General features: G+C 66.8%; 6 protein-coding genes. 4 read left to right on the top strand and 2 right to left on the bottom strand.

Features of this window, described 5'->3' with window-relative positions; translation table 11 throughout:
- Positions 1–132: 132 nt before the first annotated feature.
- Together AC07X6_RS22355 and AC07X6_RS22360 are read left to right on the top strand one after the other, a co-directional pair.
- Positions 133–1,164, top strand: a complete 1,032-nt coding sequence (locus AC07X6_RS22355; protein WP_494792430.1) for a LacI family DNA-binding transcriptional regulator — start codon at positions 133–135, stop codon at positions 1,162–1,164.
- 80 nt (positions 1,165–1,244) lie between these two features.
- The gene (locus tag AC07X6_RS22360; protein ID WP_494792431.1) at positions 1,245–2,186 is read left to right on the top strand and encodes a DMT family transporter; all 942 of its coding nucleotides are present in this window, start codon (positions 1,245–1,247) and stop codon (positions 2,184–2,186) included.
- 43 nt (positions 2,187–2,229) lie between these two features.
- On the opposite strand, the gene AC07X6_RS22365 is transcribed toward AC07X6_RS22360, so the two are convergent.
- Together AC07X6_RS22365 and AC07X6_RS22370 are read right to left on the bottom strand one after the other, a co-directional pair.
- On the bottom strand, positions 2,230–13,629 hold the full coding sequence (locus AC07X6_RS22365) for a YDG domain-containing protein (RefSeq protein ID WP_494792432.1): 11,400 nt from the start codon (positions 13,627–13,629) through the stop codon (positions 2,230–2,232).
- Between the two features lie 42 nt (positions 13,630–13,671).
- Positions 13,672–15,216, bottom strand: coding sequence for a ShlB/FhaC/HecB family hemolysin secretion/activation protein (locus AC07X6_RS22370; RefSeq protein ID WP_494792433.1), 1,545 nt, complete (start codon positions 15,214–15,216; stop codon positions 13,672–13,674).
- A 487-nt stretch (positions 15,217–15,703) separates the two neighbouring features.
- Between AC07X6_RS22370 and hpaR the strand changes: the two genes are divergently transcribed.
- Positions 15,704–16,159, top strand: a complete 456-nt coding sequence (gene hpaR / locus AC07X6_RS22375; protein ID WP_223278727.1) for a homoprotocatechuate degradation operon regulator HpaR — start codon at positions 15,704–15,706, stop codon at positions 16,157–16,159.
- A 302-nt stretch (positions 16,160–16,461) separates the two neighbouring features.
- Positions 16,462–17,628: a porin gene (locus AC07X6_RS22380; protein ID WP_494792434.1), complete on the top strand. Its 1,167-nt coding sequence runs from the start codon at positions 16,462–16,464 to the stop codon at positions 17,626–17,628.
- Positions 17,629–17,639 lie beyond the last annotated feature (11 nt).

Genomic DNA, 17,639 nt, shown 5'->3' on the forward strand with positions numbered 1-17,639 from the left:
GTGGCGGTGGTGGGCATGCGGTGTCTCCTGATGTTGTAAAAATAAGTTGTAGAATCAGTATAGGGATGAAAATCCGCATTTATCATCAAGAAATCCATCAAAAAACCATCAATTCCTTAAAATGGATATGGCATGACGCATCCTTTCCCCGTCAAGGTCGTGGCGCTGCAGGCCGGCGTCAGCGTGGCCACGGTCGACCGCGTGATCAAGCAGCGCGGGGGCGTGCACGCCAATACGGTGCGCCGCGTGATGCAGGCGCTCGACGAGCTGGCGCGGCAAAGCACGCAGGTGGGCCTGTCCGGCAGAAAATTCATGCTTGACGTGCTGATGGTGGCGCCGCGCCGCTTTACGGACGCCGTGCGCGCCGCGCTGGAGGGCGAGTTGCCGTCGCTGCATCCGGCCGTGCTGCGTTCGCGCTTTCACCTGCATGAAACGCTGGACGTGGGCGGCATCGTCGGCCTGCTCGAGCGCATCCGCAAGAACGGCAGCCACGGCGTGCTGCTGAAAGCACCGGACTTGCCAGCGGTGGCGGAAGCGGTGAACCGGCTGGCGGCGGCCGGCATCCCCGTGGTGACGCTGGTGACGGACTTGCCGTCCTCCGCGCGCCGCAGCTATGTGGGCATGGACAACCGCGCGGCGGGCGAGACGGCCGCCTACCTGGTCGGCCAGTGGCTGGGCAGCCGGAAAAGACAGCAGGTGCTGGTGACCCTGAGCAGCAACCGCTTTCATGGCGAGGAAGAGCGCGAAATCGGCTTTCGCCGCGCCCTGCGCGAACGGCACCGCCACTTGTCCATCGTCGAGGTGAGCGAAGGCCACGGCATCGACGGCGCCACGGGAGCGCTGGTGCGCGAAGCCCTGGCCGCGCACCCGGGCATCGCCGCCGTGTATTCGATCGGCGGCGGCAATGCCGCCATCGTGCAGGCGTTCGCGCAGGCGGGCCGGCCTTGCCAGGTCTTCATCGGCCACGACCTCGACGCGGACAATGTGGCGCTGCTGCGCGCGGGCGCCATCCACGCGGTGCTGCACCACGACCTGGGCCAGGACATGCGGCGCGCCTGCCAGGAGGTGCTGCGGGCGCAGGGCGCGCTGCCGGCCCTGGCGCAGCCGCAGCCGCTGTCCGCCATCCAGGTCGTCACGCCGTGGAATTTGCCGGCCCTGAATTGACGGCCGCCCGGCAGCGGCTGACGGCAGTGCGCGCCGCATGCCATACTGGCGTCCCTGAACGATGACGAGGGTATGGCGGCATGTGGCGTGGGATCGTATCTGGTTTGCTGGCCGGCGCCTTCTGGGGCGCCGTTTTCATTGTGCCCGTCTTGCTGCCGGATTTTTCTCCGGTCGAGCTGATGGTGGGCCGCTACGCCTGCTATGGCGCGCTGGCGGCCGGGCTGATGCTGCCGCGCCTCTTGCCCCTGCTGCGGCGCTTGCGGCGCGATGACTGGCTGGCCATGCTGCGCCAGGCGCTGGCCGGCAACGTCGTGTACTACCTGCTGCTGGCGTATGGCGTCAAGCTGGCCGGCGTGGCGCCCACGTCGCTGATCATTGGTTTACTGCCCCTGAGCGTGACGATTGTCGGCAGCAAGGACCACGGCGCGCTGCCGCTGCGCCGCCTGGCCTGGCCGCTGCTGGCGGTGGCCGCGGGCATCGCCTGCATCAATGGCGATATCTTCAGCCATGCGGGCGGCGCGGACGGCGCCAGCCTGGCGCGCAAGCTGGCCGGCGTGCTGTGCGCCATCGGCGCGCTCGCCTGCTGGACCTGGTATGCGCTCGACAACGCCCGCTTCCTCAAGCGCCACGCGCATGTCAGCTCCGTGGAGTGGGCCATGCTGTATGGCCTGGCCAGCGGCGTCATCGCGCTGGCCGTGGGCGCCGTGATGCTGGCGCTGCAGCAGGCAAGTGGCGCCGATGACGCGCCGGCGCGCGACTGGCCCCGCTTCTGGCTTGTGTGCCTGCTGCTGGCGCTGGGCGCTTCCGTGATCGGCAACTACCTGTGGAACCTGGCGTCGCGCCTGGTGCCGGTGACCTTGTCGGGGCAGCTGATCCTGTCGGAGACCCTGTTCGCGCTGCTGTACGGCTTCGTCTACGCGCAGCGCATGCCGCGCCTGCTGGAGTGGGCGGCGATGTTCTTGCTGACGGCGGGCGTGCTGTGGTCCGTGCATGCGCATGCACGGCAGGAGGCCGGGGCTTGACGGACGCGAGGGCGGCCAGCGCCGCCCTCCGGCGCGCTGAGTCTTACTGGACTTCCGCGATCACCATCATCGCGCGCTGGCTGCCCAGGATCAGCAAGACTTGCAGTGGCAGCGCGCCGTCCGGCAGGCGGGTGACGGCAAAGGTCTTGCTGTCGGCGTTGTAGCTGATCCACGCCGGCAGCGGCGCGCCATCGGCCAGGGTCGCCTGCACGGGCACGCGGTTGACAGCGGCCGCTTCGACGATCTGCGCCGGCAGCGGGAAGCCGAAACCATTGCCTGCATCGGCGATCTCCTTCGGTATCGAGACGGCGATTGCGCCATTCTGCTGCAGCGACGCTGGCCTTACCAGCGACACGCTGATGCCGGGTGTGCTGGTCAGCTTGAGCGCCGTGCCGGCTGCCAGGGCGGGAAGGGCCGGTGGCGTGCTGCTCAAGCCGGCGTCCGCGGACGGCAGGTCCCCCAGCGGCGGCATGCTCAGGCCGGGCGCCACGCGCTGCTGCGCCAGCGGCAAGGCCGGCAGCGGTGGCACGGGCACGACGACGGGCGGCGGCACCTGGACGGCGGCATCGAGGATGTCCGCGCTGAGGCCCTGCGGCTGGCTCAGGGTGTAGTTGGCCGCATCCGCCCCCGCCAGCGCATAGCCGTTGACGCTGACCGGCTTGGCCTTGCCGGCAGTGGCATCGGCAAAGCTGGCGCCAGGCGTGCCGGCGAGGGCGACGTCGTCCTCGCCGAAGACATTGATGACCGCCGTGCCGCCCAGGCTGGCCACGGCATTGCCGTCGAACGTCTTGTTGTTGGCGTGAACGCCTGTCACAGCGACCTGGGCCGGCGTGATATCGCCCGCCAGGCCAGTTTGCTGGCCGATGGCGTAGTTGCTGTCGCTGGAGGTATAGCCGGCCAGGGTGATGGCCTTGCCCTTGCCCACATTCTTGTCGGCGAACTGGCCGCTGCCATTCCCGCCCACGGTGACGGTTTCACCCTCGAAGCCCGACACCACCGGGGTGCCGGATAGCGCCACGCCGCGCGTGCCGTCGTAGGTCTTGGGCGCCGCCAGGCTCAAGCCGCTCACCTGCAGCACGGCCGGCGTGATGGTGGCCGTCAGGCCTGCCGGCTGCAGCAGCAGGTAGTTGCCGTCTTCCGTCGTGTAGCCGCTGACGGTGACGGCCTTGTTGACGCCCGCGTTCTTGTCGGCGAACAGGCCCGTGCCCGTGCCCATGATGGTGACCACGTCGCTGCCGAGCGCCTGCACGGTGGGCGTGCCCGTGATCAGGGCGTTGCGCGTCGTGTCGTAGCTGCGGCTCTGCGCCGTGACGCCCGTTACCTGCAGCAGGGCGGGCGTGATCGTGGCCGTCGTCAGGGCGCTGGTGTTTTCCACGACGTAGTTGCCGGCATCCGCGCCGCCGGCGGCGATGCCGGTGACAGTAACGGTTTTATTCACGCCCGCGTTCTTGTTGGCGAAGCTGGCGGCGGCCTTGGTGACGTCCAGCACGTCGCCGGCCACGCGGTCGTCGCCCAGGGTGACGCTGGCATCGGTGGTGGCGTCGTACGCGCGGCTGACGCCCGTCGCCTGCACGGTGAGGATGCGCGGGGTGATCGTGCTGCTGGTGTTGCCGGCCAGCGTGACGCTGTAATTGCCGCCGCCATTGCCGTCGCTGAGCGTGGCGCTGTAGAAATTGACCGCCTTGTTGCCGTTGCCGGCGTTCTTGTCGGCATAGCTGAACGAGGCATTCGTCACCGTGTCGCCGGCCACCAGGGCAGCCGACAGGGCGGACAGGTCGCCGCTGCCGGTGGTATAGGCCAGAGTGCCGTCATACACCTTGCTGATGGACGGCGCGGTGAGCACGATGGCCTTCGGCGTGATGGTCCCCGTGCCCGTGGCGCTGGTGGGCAGGAGGTAATTGGCATACGAAGTGCCCATGCCGGCCGTGAAATCCTCGGACGACAGCGACACATTGACGCTGCGGCTGCCCGCGTTGCGGCTGTCGAAGGTGCCGGTGGTTTTGGTGACGCTGAACGATTCGCCTGCCACCAGGCCGTTGAGGGCGTAGCTGCCGATGGCGATTTGCGCATTGGTGCCGCCATCGTAGGCGCGCGTGATGGCCGACACGGGGCCGAGGGTCAGCTGGGCGGGCGTGATGCTGCCCGTCAGTTCTGGCGCCTGGCCTATCGTGTAGTTGCTGTCGCTGGAGGTGAAGCCGCTCACCGTGATGGCCTTGCCCATGCCCGCGTTCTTGTCGGCGAACTGGCCCGTGCCCGTGCCCAGCACGGCGACGCTGTCGCTGCCCAGGCCAAAGACGATGGGCGCGCCCGTCAGCGCGATGCCCGTCGTGCCGTCGTAGGCCTTGCTCACGCCCGAGTTCAGTCCGAACAGTTCCAGCACGGCCGGCGTGATGGTGGCCGTCAGGCCCGCCGGCTGCAGCAGCAGGTAGTTGCCGTCTTCCGTCGTGTAGCCGCTGACGCTGACGGCCTTGTTGATGCCCGCGTTCTTGTCGGCGAACAAGCCCGTGCCCGTGCCCATGATGGTGACCACGTCGCTGCCGAGCGCCTGCACGGTGGGCGTGCCCGTGATCAGGGCGTTGCGCGTCGTGTCGTAGCTGCGGCTCTGCGCCGTGACGCCCGTTACCTGCAGCAGGGCGGGCGTGATCGTGGCCGTCGTCAGGGCGCTGGTGTTTTCCACGACGTAGTTGCCGGCATCCGCGCCCCCGGCGGCGATGCCGGTGACGGTGACGGTTTTATTGACGCCCGCGTTCTTGTTGGCGAAGCTGGCGGCGGCCTTGGTGACGTCCAGCACGTCGCCGGCCACGCGGTCGTCGCCCAGGGTGACGCTGGCATCGGTGGTGGCGTCGTACGCGCGGCTGACGCCCGTCGCCTGCACGGTGAGGATGCGCGGGGTGATCGTGCTGCTGGCGTTGCCGGCCAGCGTGACGCTGTAATTGCCGCCGCCATTGCCGTCGCTGAGCGTGGCGCTGTTGAAATTGACCGCCTTGTTGCCGTTGCCGGCGTTCTTGCCGGCATAGCTGAACGAGGCATTCGTCACCGTGTCGCCGGCCACCAGGGCAGCCGACAGGGCGGACAGGTCGCCGCTGCCGGTGGTATAGGCCAGAGTGCCGTCATACACCTTGCTGATGGACGGCGCGGTGAGCACGATGGCCTTCGGCGTGATGGTCCCCGTGCCCGTGGCGCTGGTGGGCAGGAGGTAATTGGCATACGAGGTGCCCATGCCGGCCGTGAAATCCTCGGACGACAGCGACACATTGACGCTGCGGCTGCCCGCGTTGCGGCTGTCGAAGGTGCCGGTGGCCCTGGTGACGCTGAACGATTCGCCTGCCACCAGGCCGTTGAGGGTGTAGCTGCCGATGGCGATTTGCGCATTGGTGCCGCCATCGTAGGCGCGCGTGATGGCCGACACGGGGCCGAGGGTCAGCTGGGCGGGCGTGATGCTGCCCGTCAGTTCTGGCGCCTGGCCTATCGTGTAGTTGCTGTCGCTGGAAGTCAAACCGCTCACCGTGATGGCCTTGCCCATGCCCGCGTTCTTGTCGGCGAACTGGCCCGTGCCCGTGCCCAGCACGGTGACGCTGTCGCTGCCCAGGCCAAAGACGATGGGCGCGCCCGTCAGCGCGATGCCCGTCGTGCCGTCGTAGGCCTTGCTCACGCCCGAGTTCAGGCCGAACAGTTCCAGCACGGCCGGCGTGATGGTGGCCGTCAGGCCTGCCGGCTGCAGCAGCAGGTAGTTGCCGTCTTCCGTCGTGTAGCCGCTGACGCTGACGGCCTTGTTGACGCCCGCGTTCTTGTCGGCGAACAGGCCCGTGCCCGTGCCCATGATGGTGACCACGTCGCTGCCGAGCGCCTGCACGGTGGGCGTGCCCGTGATCAGGGCGTTGCGCGTCGTGTCGTAGCTGCGGCTCTGCGCCGTGAGGCCCGTCACCTGCAGCCGGGCGGGCGTGATCGTGGCCGTCGTCAGGGCGCTGGTGTTTTCCACGACGTAGTTGCCGGCATCCGCGCCGCCGGCGGCGATGCCGGTGACGGTGACGGTTTTATTGACGCCCGCGTTCTTGTTGGCGAAGCTGGCGGCGGCCTTGGTGACGTCCAGCACGTCGCCGGCCACGCGGTCGTCGCCCAGGGTGACGCTGGCATCGGTGGTGGCGTCGTACGCGCGGCTGACGCCCGTCGCCTGCACGGTGAGGATGCGCGGCGTGATCGTGCTGCTGGCGTTGCCGGCCAGGGTGACGCTGTAATTGCCGCCGCCATTGCCGTCGCTGAGCGTGGCGCTGTTGAAATTGACCGCCTTGTTGCCGTTGCCGGCGTTCTTGCCGGCATAGCTGAACGCGGCATTCGTCACCGTGTCGCCGGCCACCAGGGCGGCCGACAGGGCGGACAGGTCGCCGCTGCCGGTGGTATAGGCCAGAGTGCCGTCATACACCTTGCTGATGGACGGCGCGGTGAGCACGACGGCCTTCGGCGTGATGGTCCCCGTGCCCGTGGCGCTGGTGGGCAGGAGGTAATTGGCATACGAGGTGCCCATGCCGGCCGTGAAATCCTCGGACGACAGCGTCGTGCTGACCGTGCGGCTGCCCGCGTTGCGGCTGTCGAAGGTGCCGGTGATCCTGGTGACGCTGAACGATTCGCCCGAAACCAGACCATCAAGCGTGTAGTTGGTGCTTGCCAGGCTGGCCGTGGTCGTGCCGTCGTAGGCGCGGCCTATGCTGCCCGCGAGGCTGGCCGTCAAGGCCTTGGCCGTGATGCTGGCGGCGCCGCTCGCCGAGGCGGGCAGAGCGTAGTTCGATAGGGTGGTGCCGGAACCGGCCGTGAAGTCGCCGGCCGACAGGCTGGCCGTCACGCTGTTCGCGCTGGCCACATTGGCGGCATTGTAGCTGCCTGCCGTTTGCGCGATGCTGGCGGACTGGCTGCCGATGAAACCGGCCAGGTTATAGTTGGCGCTGCCCAGCAGCGCTGCGGTCGTGCCGTCGTAGGTCTTGACGATGCTGCCGGTCAGGCTGGCCGTCAGGGCCTTGGCCGTGATGGCGGCCGCGCCGCTGGCGCTCGTCGGCAGGATGTAATTGCTGAACAGGGTGCCGCTGCCGGCCGTGAAGTCGCCGGCCGAGAGCAGGGCGCTGACGCTGCTGGCGCCGGCCACGTCGCTGGAATTGTACAGGCCCGCCACCTGGCCGACGCTGGCCGACTGTCCGCCTGCAAAGCCTAGCAACTGGTAGTTGCCGGCGGAAAGGATAGCGTTGGCGTTGCCGTCGTAAGTCTTGGTCGGCGTGCCGATCACCACGGCCGTCAGCGCCTTTGGCGTGATGGCGCCCGTGCCGCTGGCCGAGGTGGGCAGGTTGTAGTTGCTGGCCAGGGTGCCCGCGCCGGCCGTGAAATTGCCTGCTGACAAGGTTGCGGTGACGGCATAGCTGCCCACGTTGACGCCGCCGTACAGGCCAAAGGAGGAAATGATGCCGAACGATTCGCTGCCAACCAGGCCGCTCAATACATAGTCGCCGGTCGACAGGGCCATCAGGCTGCCGCCGTCGTAGGTCTTGCTGACGGGATTGAGCGAAGCCGTCAGCGTTTTCTTTTGCACCGTCAGGGTACGCGGCGTATTGCTCCCCAGCATCACGGCATAGCCGTTGTTGCCGCTGGCGCCGGACAGGTCGACGGTGATGGCGTAGGGGCTGCCCGCCGCGCCGGCGTTGGCGGCCGCGCCGGCGGACGTGGCCGTGATGGCGCCGGACAGGGCGGTAGAAACCGTATCGCCGAGATACGCGCCCGCCACGGCGCCCTGTGCGCCGGACAGGCTGATGACCTGGTCCACCAGGGCCGTGCCCGTGGCGAGGTCGTCGCCATAAGTCTTGCTGACGTTTTGCGTGTTGACGGTGATGGTGGGCTGGTAGGCGAACAGGTAGCGGTTGCCCGTCTGCGTGGCATCGCTGCCCGTGTAGCTGCTGTTCCAGACGGCCGTATTGTTGCTGTCGAGGTTGCCGAACGTGCTGGCGCCAGGGGCGCTCGCGTACACGAGCCAGCGCGCGCCCGGGTCGGACAGGGCGATGCTCGCCGCGCCATTGCCTGAATTATTGTTGAAATTGCCTTTCGCCGCCAGGGTCACGGCCGTGCCGGCGCCGCTGGCGTTCAGGACGGCGCCGGCGTTCAATGTCACGTCGGCGCCGATGCCGCGGTAGCCGACGTCGAAACCGCAGCAATTGGCGCTCATGTCGGGCAGGTCGGCCACGGTGCCGGCGCCATTGCCCTGGTTGACCAGCTTGATGCTGGCCGCCGTGATGCTGTTGACGCTGATCGAGCCGGCCATGGCGTTGCTCTTGTCGCTGCCGTCGGCCATCAGCATCGAGACATGGCCCGTGCCCGCGTCGATCACGGCAGGCGTGCCTAGACCGTTGCTGCCCATGCTGATGGTGGCGATGCCCGCGTCGCGGTAGGCATCCTTGACGCCGTTGGCCAGGCTGTCGTTGGCGATCAGGTTCAGGTCGCGGTTGCCCGTGATGATGTCGCCCAGCACGGCGATGCTGCGTCCGGCCTGCATGGTCAGTGCGCCGCCGGCCACGCCGCCGCTCGCGTCGATGCCGCTCTTGACGAAAATATCATTATTTGCCTGCAAGGTCACGCTGGTACCGGTGCGCAAGACGCCGGCGATGTAATCGGGCGTCATGGCCTGCGTCGCGCCTTCGGCGTCGCCGAAGCCGGTGGCGCCTGGCAACCACATGGAATTGGCGGCCGGCATGCTGGACGAGACGAGGATCACGTGGCCGTTGTCGCCCGCGAAGGTGACGAAAGCGGTGCCAGTGCCGGCCAGCGACATGTTCGGGGAATAGCCGAGCCCGCCCCAGAAGCGGCCGTTCGGATTGCCGACCCCGGCATTGGCGGGGCCCGTCGTGCCGCTCAGGGGGGCGCCCGCATTGCTGATGAAATTGACGGCGCCGGCGCCGCAGTTCCAGTCCGGCGAGATGATGAAATAGCCGGCATTCGCATAATCGGCCGTGGTGCCGTAGTACGTGGCCAGCTGGATGCTGGTGCCCAGGTAATCGTTGACGTGGCTGCCGACCATGGCGTTGGCGGCCGACATGATGTTCTGGTTGCCCTGCGCCGCATAGTCGTTCAGCCTGCCCGTGTTGCCATCGACCCAGCTGACGGCGCCGGCGTTGACGATGCCGTTGATGTCGCGGGTGGGGTTGGACACCACATAGTGGCCGTTGATCAGTGCTGCGTAGTAGGAACCCAGGTAATCGCCGGCCTTTTCTCCCACGATGCTGTTGTCCCGGCCGACCACGCCGCTGACGCCGGCCACGCCGCTGCCCCAGGTGACGGCCCCGGCCGCCGCGTTGGCGCCATTGGCCCAGCTGGTGCTCAGGGCAACATAATTGCCCGTATAGCGGTTGACATTGTTGACGGCATCGTAATTGTACAGATAGTCGACATAAGAGCCGATATTGTCGCCGGCCTGGGTGCCCACGAGGCTGTTGGCGGAGGAGATGATGTTGCGGTTGCCCTGCGCCGCATAGTCGGACAGGCGGCCCGTGCTGCCATTGATCCACGTCAACGCGCCAGCGCCCGTGGCGGCGCCATTGTCCCAGTACTGGTTCTGGATCAGGTAACTGCCGGCCACGGCCAGCGGCGCGACGGTCCAGTCCTTGCTGTCGTTCGCCTTCAAGCCCAGCACGCTGTTGCTGTCGGAAATCGTGCCCGTCAGGGGCCCCGTGCCGCTGCCCCAGGTGACGGCGCCCGCATCGGCCAGCGCGCCATTATTCCAAAGGATGCTGGAGACGACATAGTTGCCGCTGTACAACTGCTTGCCGTCGCCGTCGTAGCCGGCCTGCAGGGCCGTCACGCCGCTCACATTGTTCTTGCCCGTGCCGACCCGGTCGTCCGTGACGCTGCCGACCAGGCTGTTGGCGGCCGACACTGCACCGACGGCCGGCGCGCCGCCCCCATCGCTCCAGGTGACGGCACCGGCGCGCAGCGCGGCGCCATTGCGCCAGTAGCTGCTGGCCGTGACGAAATTGCCGTTCGATAGCCCGGTAATGCCGTTGCCGATGGCATCCTGGTGGCTGGTGGCGCTGGTCGCGGGATTGGTGATGATGTCGGACGGCACGACGAAGCCGCCGATGAAGTCGCTGACATTGCTGCCGATCAGGCTATTGGCAGCGCTGATCGTGTGGCCGCCATCGACCGTGGCGCCGGTGGCGCCGTTGCTCCAGGTGACGGCGCCGCGCGTGCCGTTCCACATGGGGCTGGCCACGGCGTAGTTGCCGTTCGATAGCACGGTAATCGACGTGCCTTCCTGCAGCACGGGTACGGGATTGTTGGTCTGGTAACTGTTGTACTGGTAGGAGCCGATACGGTCGCCGCTGAAGCTGCCGACCAGGCTGTTGACGGCCGAGACGGCGCCCAGCGTGGGGCTGCTGCCACTGTTCCACGTCACGGCGCCGGCGCTGGCGTTGCCGCCATTGGCCCAATACGGACTCAGGGCCAGGTAATTGCCATTGCCGACGAGGGCCAGGATGCCCCCCGCGCCCACCCGGTCATTGACCTGGCTGCCGACCAGGCTGTTGCCGGCGCCGACCGTGCCATCCTGGCTGGCCTTGCTCAAGCCCGAGGTGCCGTCGACGAGGGTGGACGCGCCCCGCGTGCCGTTCCAGTTCGGGCTCGACACCACGTAATCGTTGTTGCCCAGTACGGTAATGGCCTTGCTGCCGATGCTGTCGCCCGTGGTAGAGCCGACCAGGCCGTTGGCGACGATGACATCCTTGACGTTCGTGGCGTAAGCCACCCAGGTGGCGGCGCCGCGCGAGCTGTTCCAGCCCGGGCTGCTGATCACATAGGCGTTATTGCTGCCCAGTAAGGTGACGCCGCCGGACGACAGCGAGTCGAAGGCGCCGCCAACGAGGCTGTTGGCGGACGAGACGAGGCCCGTGACGGCGTTGACGCCATCAAACGTGGCCAGCATGCCGGCATTGTTGTTCCAGTCCGAACCGTAGATGAGGAAGCGGGAACCGCTGAGCGCCTGGAAGTATTTGCCGACCTTGTCCGTGCCGTTCCCTTGACCCGAGGCGTCGAAGCGCGTGCTGTCGCCCACCAGGCTGTTGGCCGCGCCCACTACGCCCGTCAGCGCGCTGCTGCCGGAACCGAAGGTGACGGCGCCCACGCCCTTGTTCCAGCCCGAGTTCACCAGCACATAGTTGTCGTTGGGCAAAAGGTTGATGCTGCCGCCCACCTGATCGCCGAATTTGTACTGTTTGTAGCCATCGGCGAGCACGATGGTCATCGGCGTGCTGCCCACCAGGCTGTTGCCGGCACTGACGACGCCGGACACGCCCGTGCTGCCGTCGCCGAAGGTGAGCGCGCCGCGCGAATCGGACCAGCTTCCCGTGCCGACCAAATAGTTGCCGTTCGACAAGGTCTTGATGGCGCTGCCGCCCACATTGTCCGAGGTGGCATAGCCCTGGCTGCTCATGTGCGTGCCCGTGCTGCCCACCAGGCTGTTGGCTGACGACACGGCCAGCGCGCCCGCGCCCCAGCCCGTCGTGCCGTTGCCCCAGGTGACGGCGCCGCGGCCCGCGTTCCACAGATTGCTGCTGACGACGAAATTGCCGTTGGCCAGCGCCGTGACGGCATAGCTGCCCACCTTGTCGCCCGCATGCGTGCCGTACAGGGTAGAGATCAGCGCCTGGTCGCTCTGGCGGAACAGGTAGGCGGCGCCGGCGCCGGTGGCGCCCAGGTTGTCGTCCGGATTCGTGATGACGACATAGCCGGTGCGCGTGATGGTGGCGCCCGCCGTCGTGGTCAGCGCCGTGGTGGTCTTGCCGAAGCTGCCGCCGGCCGTGGGGTGGGGGTCGACGAATTCCAGCTGGCCCGACAGCTGGCTGTCGATGTAGATGTCTTTCGGATCCAGCAGCAGGGTGCCCGACTTGCCGTAGCGCGCGTAGCCGTTGGCCGTGCCGCCGAAATGCAGGGTTTGCTTGCCGGACACTTCCATGATGCCGCCGTCGCCGCCCCAGGCGCCGCCGCGCGCGCCGATGTCGCCGCCGAAGACGGTTTTCTCTTCCGACCAGACGACCACCTTGCCGCCGTTGCCCGCGCCGGTGGCGTCCGCATTCAGGGTCACGCCCTTGCCGACGGTGGTGTTGACGGCATTCCGGATGGCCGCATTCCTGCCCTGGTAATCGCCGCCGACGAGGATGGTGCCGCCGCCGGATACGCCCGTGGCGCTGACCCTGGCGCCCATCAGGGCCACGTCGCGGGCCGTGATGACGACCTTGCCGCCATGCTCGCCGTCGGCCTGGTAGCGGCCGGACGTGTAAACCTTGCCGGCGCCGCCGTCGACGGCGATGCTGCCGCCCCCTTGCGCAGAGACGGTGGCGCTGGCTGTTTCCACCAAGCCGTTGGCCAGCGTGCTCGTGATGGTGCCGCCGCCATCGGCGCGCAGGCTGCCCGCATTGAGCATGCGGTCGCCCGCGATGGCGATGGCGCCGCCCTGGGTGCCCGAAACGTCGAGGTTGCCGCCATTGTCGACCAGGCCTGAACTGTCGAGCACGATCTTGCCGCCGCGCGCGGCCAGGCCCGTCGCTTCCAGCGCGCCGCTATTGCGCACCACGCCGCCCTGCAGCTGGTTGGCGGCCTGGGCCGACATGATGATGAGGCCGCCTGGCGCATGCACGGCCGCGCCGTTTTCCACCAGCGCGGCGATGGCCGAGGGCGACACCAGCACGCCGGCCAGGGTGCGGCTGTCGGAAAACTGCAGCGCGATCTGCTCGCCGGCCGCCATGGCCACCGTGCCGGCCTGGGCGATGACGATGCCGTTGTTGCGCACTTGCGGCGCCAGCATGGCGATGTAGCCGCCCAGTCCCGCCTGCAGGCTGCCGTCGTTGACGACCGCGCCCGTGGCGCCGTTGCGCGTGAAGGTGCTGCTGCCGGCCATGAAGTCCGCCGTATTCATCGTGTGCGTGGTGGCCACCAGGCCGCCCACGCTGACCGATGCGGTGGGGCTGAAATACACGCCATTCGGGTTGCTGAGGAAGACCTGGCCGTTGGCCGTGATGCGGCCGAAGATCTGGCTGGCTTGGCTGTCCTGCACGCGGTTCAGGGTCACGGCTGCGCTGTTGGGCTGCTGGAAGCTGACCTGGGCCTGGGCGCCCACGTTGAAGGTCTGCCAGTCGATGGCGCCGCGCTGGCTGGCCTGGTTGATGGTCATCTGCGCGCCCGCCTGGCCGATGCTCAGCGTGCCTCCCGTCACCTGGCCGCCCGTCGGCAGCTGGCCTGGCGCGGGCGGCGCGGCCCAGGCGGCCGGCGCCAGGCCCAGGCCGGCGAACAGGGCGGCCATGAAGGCGCCGCGCCCGCTGCGCTTGCCACGTCCACGCGTATGTTCCGCGACGGCGATCCAGGCGCCTTGCGCCTCGCTCCAGATCAGGCGATAGAAGCGATTGATGGTGGCATGTCCGCTCATGATGACATTCTCCGGTTCGGTTCAGGCAGAGGGGTGGTGGGTTCAGAAGGGCAGCGATGCTTGCAGCCAGAAGCGGTTCTTGCGCAGCGAACCGTCCTGGTCGCTGCCGTTCAGGTTCGGGTTGGGATTGTTGCCGATGCGCCGCGCCCAGGCCGCCTTGAGGTTCAGGCGGAAGCTGCTGGTCCAGCTGACGGCCAGGCCCGCGCCCTTCAGGCTGTAGCCGTTGACGCGGGCGGCGCCGTTGATGTCGTTGTCGTGGTTGACCTTGACGTGGCCCCAGTCAAAAAAGCCCGTCAGGTTGACGTCGGCCGGCAGGCGCCAGCGCAATTCCAGATTCACCAGCTGGCCATCGCTGCCGCCCGCTTCGCTGGCCGGATAGGCGCGCACGCCGTAATTGCCGCCCAAATAGAATTTTTCCGAGGAATCGAGGTTCTTGCTCGCCTGCTGGCCGCTCAGGGCGCTATACAGCGACAGCGTCTCCGTCAGTGCCTGCTGGCGGCTGGCGTAGTAGCGCACTTTGGTGAAGTTGCCGGCCGCGCGCGTGGTGGCCGCATCGGCCAGCTGGTTCGGCGAGCCGTCCAGGTCCAGCTTGCCATGCATGATGCTGAGGCTGGCCGCGTTTGCGCCGCCCCCGCCCAGGCTGTCGAACAGGTTGCCGGTCAGGCCGGCCGAGAAAGCGCGGATCTTGTAATTGCTGCTGGTGGCGCCGTTGGCGGCGTTGTCGAAGCGCTTGTCGTCGTAATTGAGTTGCAGATACAGGTTGCGCAGGCGCGAACGCAGCAGCGGATAGCTGGCGTCAATGCCGGCGGTGTTGGAACTGCCCTTGGCGTGCAGGGCGGCAAATTCATCGGCGGTCAGCCGGTAGGACAGGTGGGAGCCGCTGACGCCCGCGCGCCAGCCGCCGCTGCCCAGCGGCAGGCTGTAGGCGAGGCGGACATAGTCGCTGCCTTCGGAGTGGATCAGGTTGGCGACTGCCTGGTCGCCCAGGTGCAAGGGGCTGTTGACTGCCAGGTTGAGTGCCGCCCGCGCCGCGCCCGTGGAACGGTTGCCCGTATTGTCGATGCCGGCGTCGCCCGTCAGCAGCGGCTCGTCGCCCAGCTTCATGACCAGGTCGGTTTCCGTCTCGCGCTGGCCGGCGGCCAGGTTGCCGGCCGCCGTCACGCCCGGCAAGTCGTCGATGACGAGCAGGGCGCGGTCGAGGGCGTCGGCATTCAGCGGCGCGCCGATGGGCTGGGCGCGCGTGACGTAGGGCACGATGCGTTCGAGCGGCATGCGCACCGTGGGGGCGGTGCCCGGCTGCGTATGCACGCCGCCGAACACGGCTTCGACGACCTGAATGGTGACGATGCCGCCATCGATTTCCTGGCGCGGCAGGTAGGCGCGCACGATCCAGCCCGCCTGGCGGTAGGCGGCCGCCACGGCCAGCGCCGCGTTCTGCAAGTCCTGGAAGGCGAGGGGCCGGTCCAGGAAGGGCGCTACGGCCTGCTGCAGCACGGCATCGCCCAGCAGGGTGTTGCCCTGGAAGCGGAAATGCTTGACCGTCACCGCCATGCCGGGCACGTCCTGCATGGGGGGCGGCGCCGGCATTAATTCCTGGGGTGATTTTTTCGGTAATGCGGGCGCCCGGCCTTTTTCTATCTGCTGCAATAAGGCGCCCGCATCGGGAGGCACCTGGGCATAAGCTGCATTAATCGAACTGAGCAATAGGCTGATAATGAGGCGATCGCAATTTTTCATGATTTTCGCTGTCAGAAAAATATCGGCAGCCACGCCTTGTCGGCGCTTGTCTGCGTGGGTAATGGCGATTTTAAGACTGTTTTTGCCGTATTTTCTTTATTTCTTTAAATAATAAAAGAGCGCGCAACATAGTATTAATTGTTGCGCAATGATTTATAGGGGAAATGGTCCTCGCCATATGCATGGGCGGGCGCAAATTAATGGATGGATTAAATATCAAGCATGTAGTCACACATTATCACGCGATATAAATGGAGAAAAATAAAGCAGGCGTCTCCATCTGCCTGCGCGGCCCCGTATAATTGCCAGGCTTTCATCTCATTTCAGGGAGTTCCGCTTGCAGTTACCGATCCGTTATCCGAACATGCCGCAACTGTTGCTGAAGGCGCGCGACAGCCTGCTCCAGCATTTCCGTCCCATCCTCAATCACTTCGGCGTGACGGAGCAGCAGTGGCGCATCATGCGCGCCCTGAATGAAAGCCCGACGCTGGAACCGCGCGAACTGTGCGAGATCTGCCAGATTTCCAGTCCCAGCATGAGCGGCATCCTGGCGCGCATGGAAGAGATCGGCCTGATCGGACGCAGCAAGTTCGAAGGCGACCAGCGCCGCCGCAAGGTGCACCTGTCGGAAGCGGGCGCCAGCCTGCTGATGCAGATGGGTAAGCTGATCGACCTGCAGTATGCTCACCTGGAAGCGGCCTACGGCAAGCAGGTGTTCGAAGACATGCGCCGCGCGCTGGAAGCCTTCATTGCCCTGGAAACCTTGCCGGTGGCGCCCGCCATCCTGCGCTGAACCCCAAACTTCTCCTTGCCTGAGCACCCATCGGGCGCGTGTTTTTCTACACGCGCCGCCGCTGCTTTTGCCATGCCTGTTCCACGCATTGCCGCATCCTGCCGGGCATGCGTCCGCGCGCCTGCCGGTTTTGCTATAAGACTACGCCTTACAGTCGATCACTTACATGTGAGTAAATAAGCGTATAATTTGCCTCACTTGATCCAAATCAAGAAGAACAGCGGATGCCGCTCTCAATGGAGGGCTGCAGCGCGGCGCCACGCCCGTATTTCGCCAGATAAAACAGGAAAGTCAGGAAAAAAATGAACACACTATGCATGCGCGCCGCGGCGCTGGCCGTCTCCACGCTCGTCGGCGCAAACGTTTGCGCCCAAAGCAATGTCACCATCTATGGCGTGGTCGACGCGGCCACCGCCTACGCGAGCAACCAGGGCGGCAAGTCGAACACCTACATGCGCAGCGGCAGCTTGTCCGCCAGCAAGATCGGTTTCCAGGGCGTGGAAGACCTGGGCGGCGACCTGAAGGCGCTGTTCCTGCTGGAAAACGGCTTTGAAAGCGATACGGGCGCGCAAAGTTCGGCCAGCGCCCTGTTCAACCGCCAGGCTTACGTGGGCCTGCAATCGACAGCCTACGGCAGCGTGACGGCGGGCCGCCAGTACACGCCGTACTACCTGCTGGTGGGCTCGCTGGCGTCGAGCAACGTCTTGACGGGCGCCACGGGCGCGCACCCGGGCGATATCGACGGCCTCGATACGACCGTGCGCATCAGCAATTCCGTCACCTACAGCATGCCCGCCTGGCGCGGCCTGCAGGCCAGCGCGCAATACGGCTTCGGCGAAGCGGCCGACGGCAATGCCGTGGGCAGCAGCTTCAGCGCCGCCGTCAAGTACAGCACGGCGCCGGCGGAATTCGCGCTCGGCTACCTGAAACTGAAAAATGGCGAAAATGCCATGGGCTGGAGCGACAAGGCCTCGGCCAGCTTCGGCATTTCGGCCCTCAACCAGGGCTACGCCTCGGCCGACAGCATCGAATTCATCGCCGCCAGCGCGCGCTACACCATGGGCAAGTGGATGGTGGGCGCCAATGCCAGCAACGTGCAATACCAGGCGGGCAGCCATTCCACGTTCCGCGACACGGCCATCTTCAATACGGCCGGCCTGATCGCCAGCTACCAGTGGACGCCGCAGTGGTTCCTGTCCGCCGGCTACAGCGACACCTTCGCCAGCCGCGCCAACGGCGTGTCGGACCGCGCACGCTACCGCCAGCTGTCGTTCGAACAGAATTATGCGCTGTCGAAGCGCACGGCGATCTACCTGATCGAAGCGCGCCAAGTGGCGCGCGGCCAGACCCTCGGCCAGAACGGCGCCATCGTCGACGCCGTCGCCTCGGTCGGCGATTCGCAAAACGGCACGCCGTCTTCGAACGGCGGCCAGACGGTGGTGATGGTCGGTCTCAAGCATTCTTTCTGAACGGTTGCTGA

The organism is Janthinobacterium sp. GW460-12-1-14-LB5, from assembly GCF_059423585.1.

What these genes read in the sequence shown, in the direction of transcription:
- AC07X6_RS22370 (WP_494792433.1), bottom strand. Translation starts at nt 15,216, where the DNA reads ATGCCGGCGCCGCCCCCCATGCAGGACGTGCCCGGCATGGCGGTGACG.
- AC07X6_RS22355 (WP_494792430.1), top strand. Translation starts at nt 133, where the DNA reads ATGACGCATCCTTTCCCCGTCAAGGTCGTGGCGCTGCAGGCCGGCGTC.
- AC07X6_RS22380 (WP_494792434.1), top strand. Translation starts at nt 16,462, where the DNA reads ATGAACACACTATGCATGCGCGCCGCGGCGCTGGCCGTCTCCACGCTC.
- AC07X6_RS22365 (WP_494792432.1), bottom strand. Translation starts at nt 13,629, where the DNA reads ATGAGCGGACATGCCACCATCAATCGCTTCTATCGCCTGATCTGGAGC.
- AC07X6_RS22360 (WP_494792431.1), top strand. Translation starts at nt 1,245, where the DNA reads ATGTGGCGTGGGATCGTATCTGGTTTGCTGGCCGGCGCCTTCTGGGGC.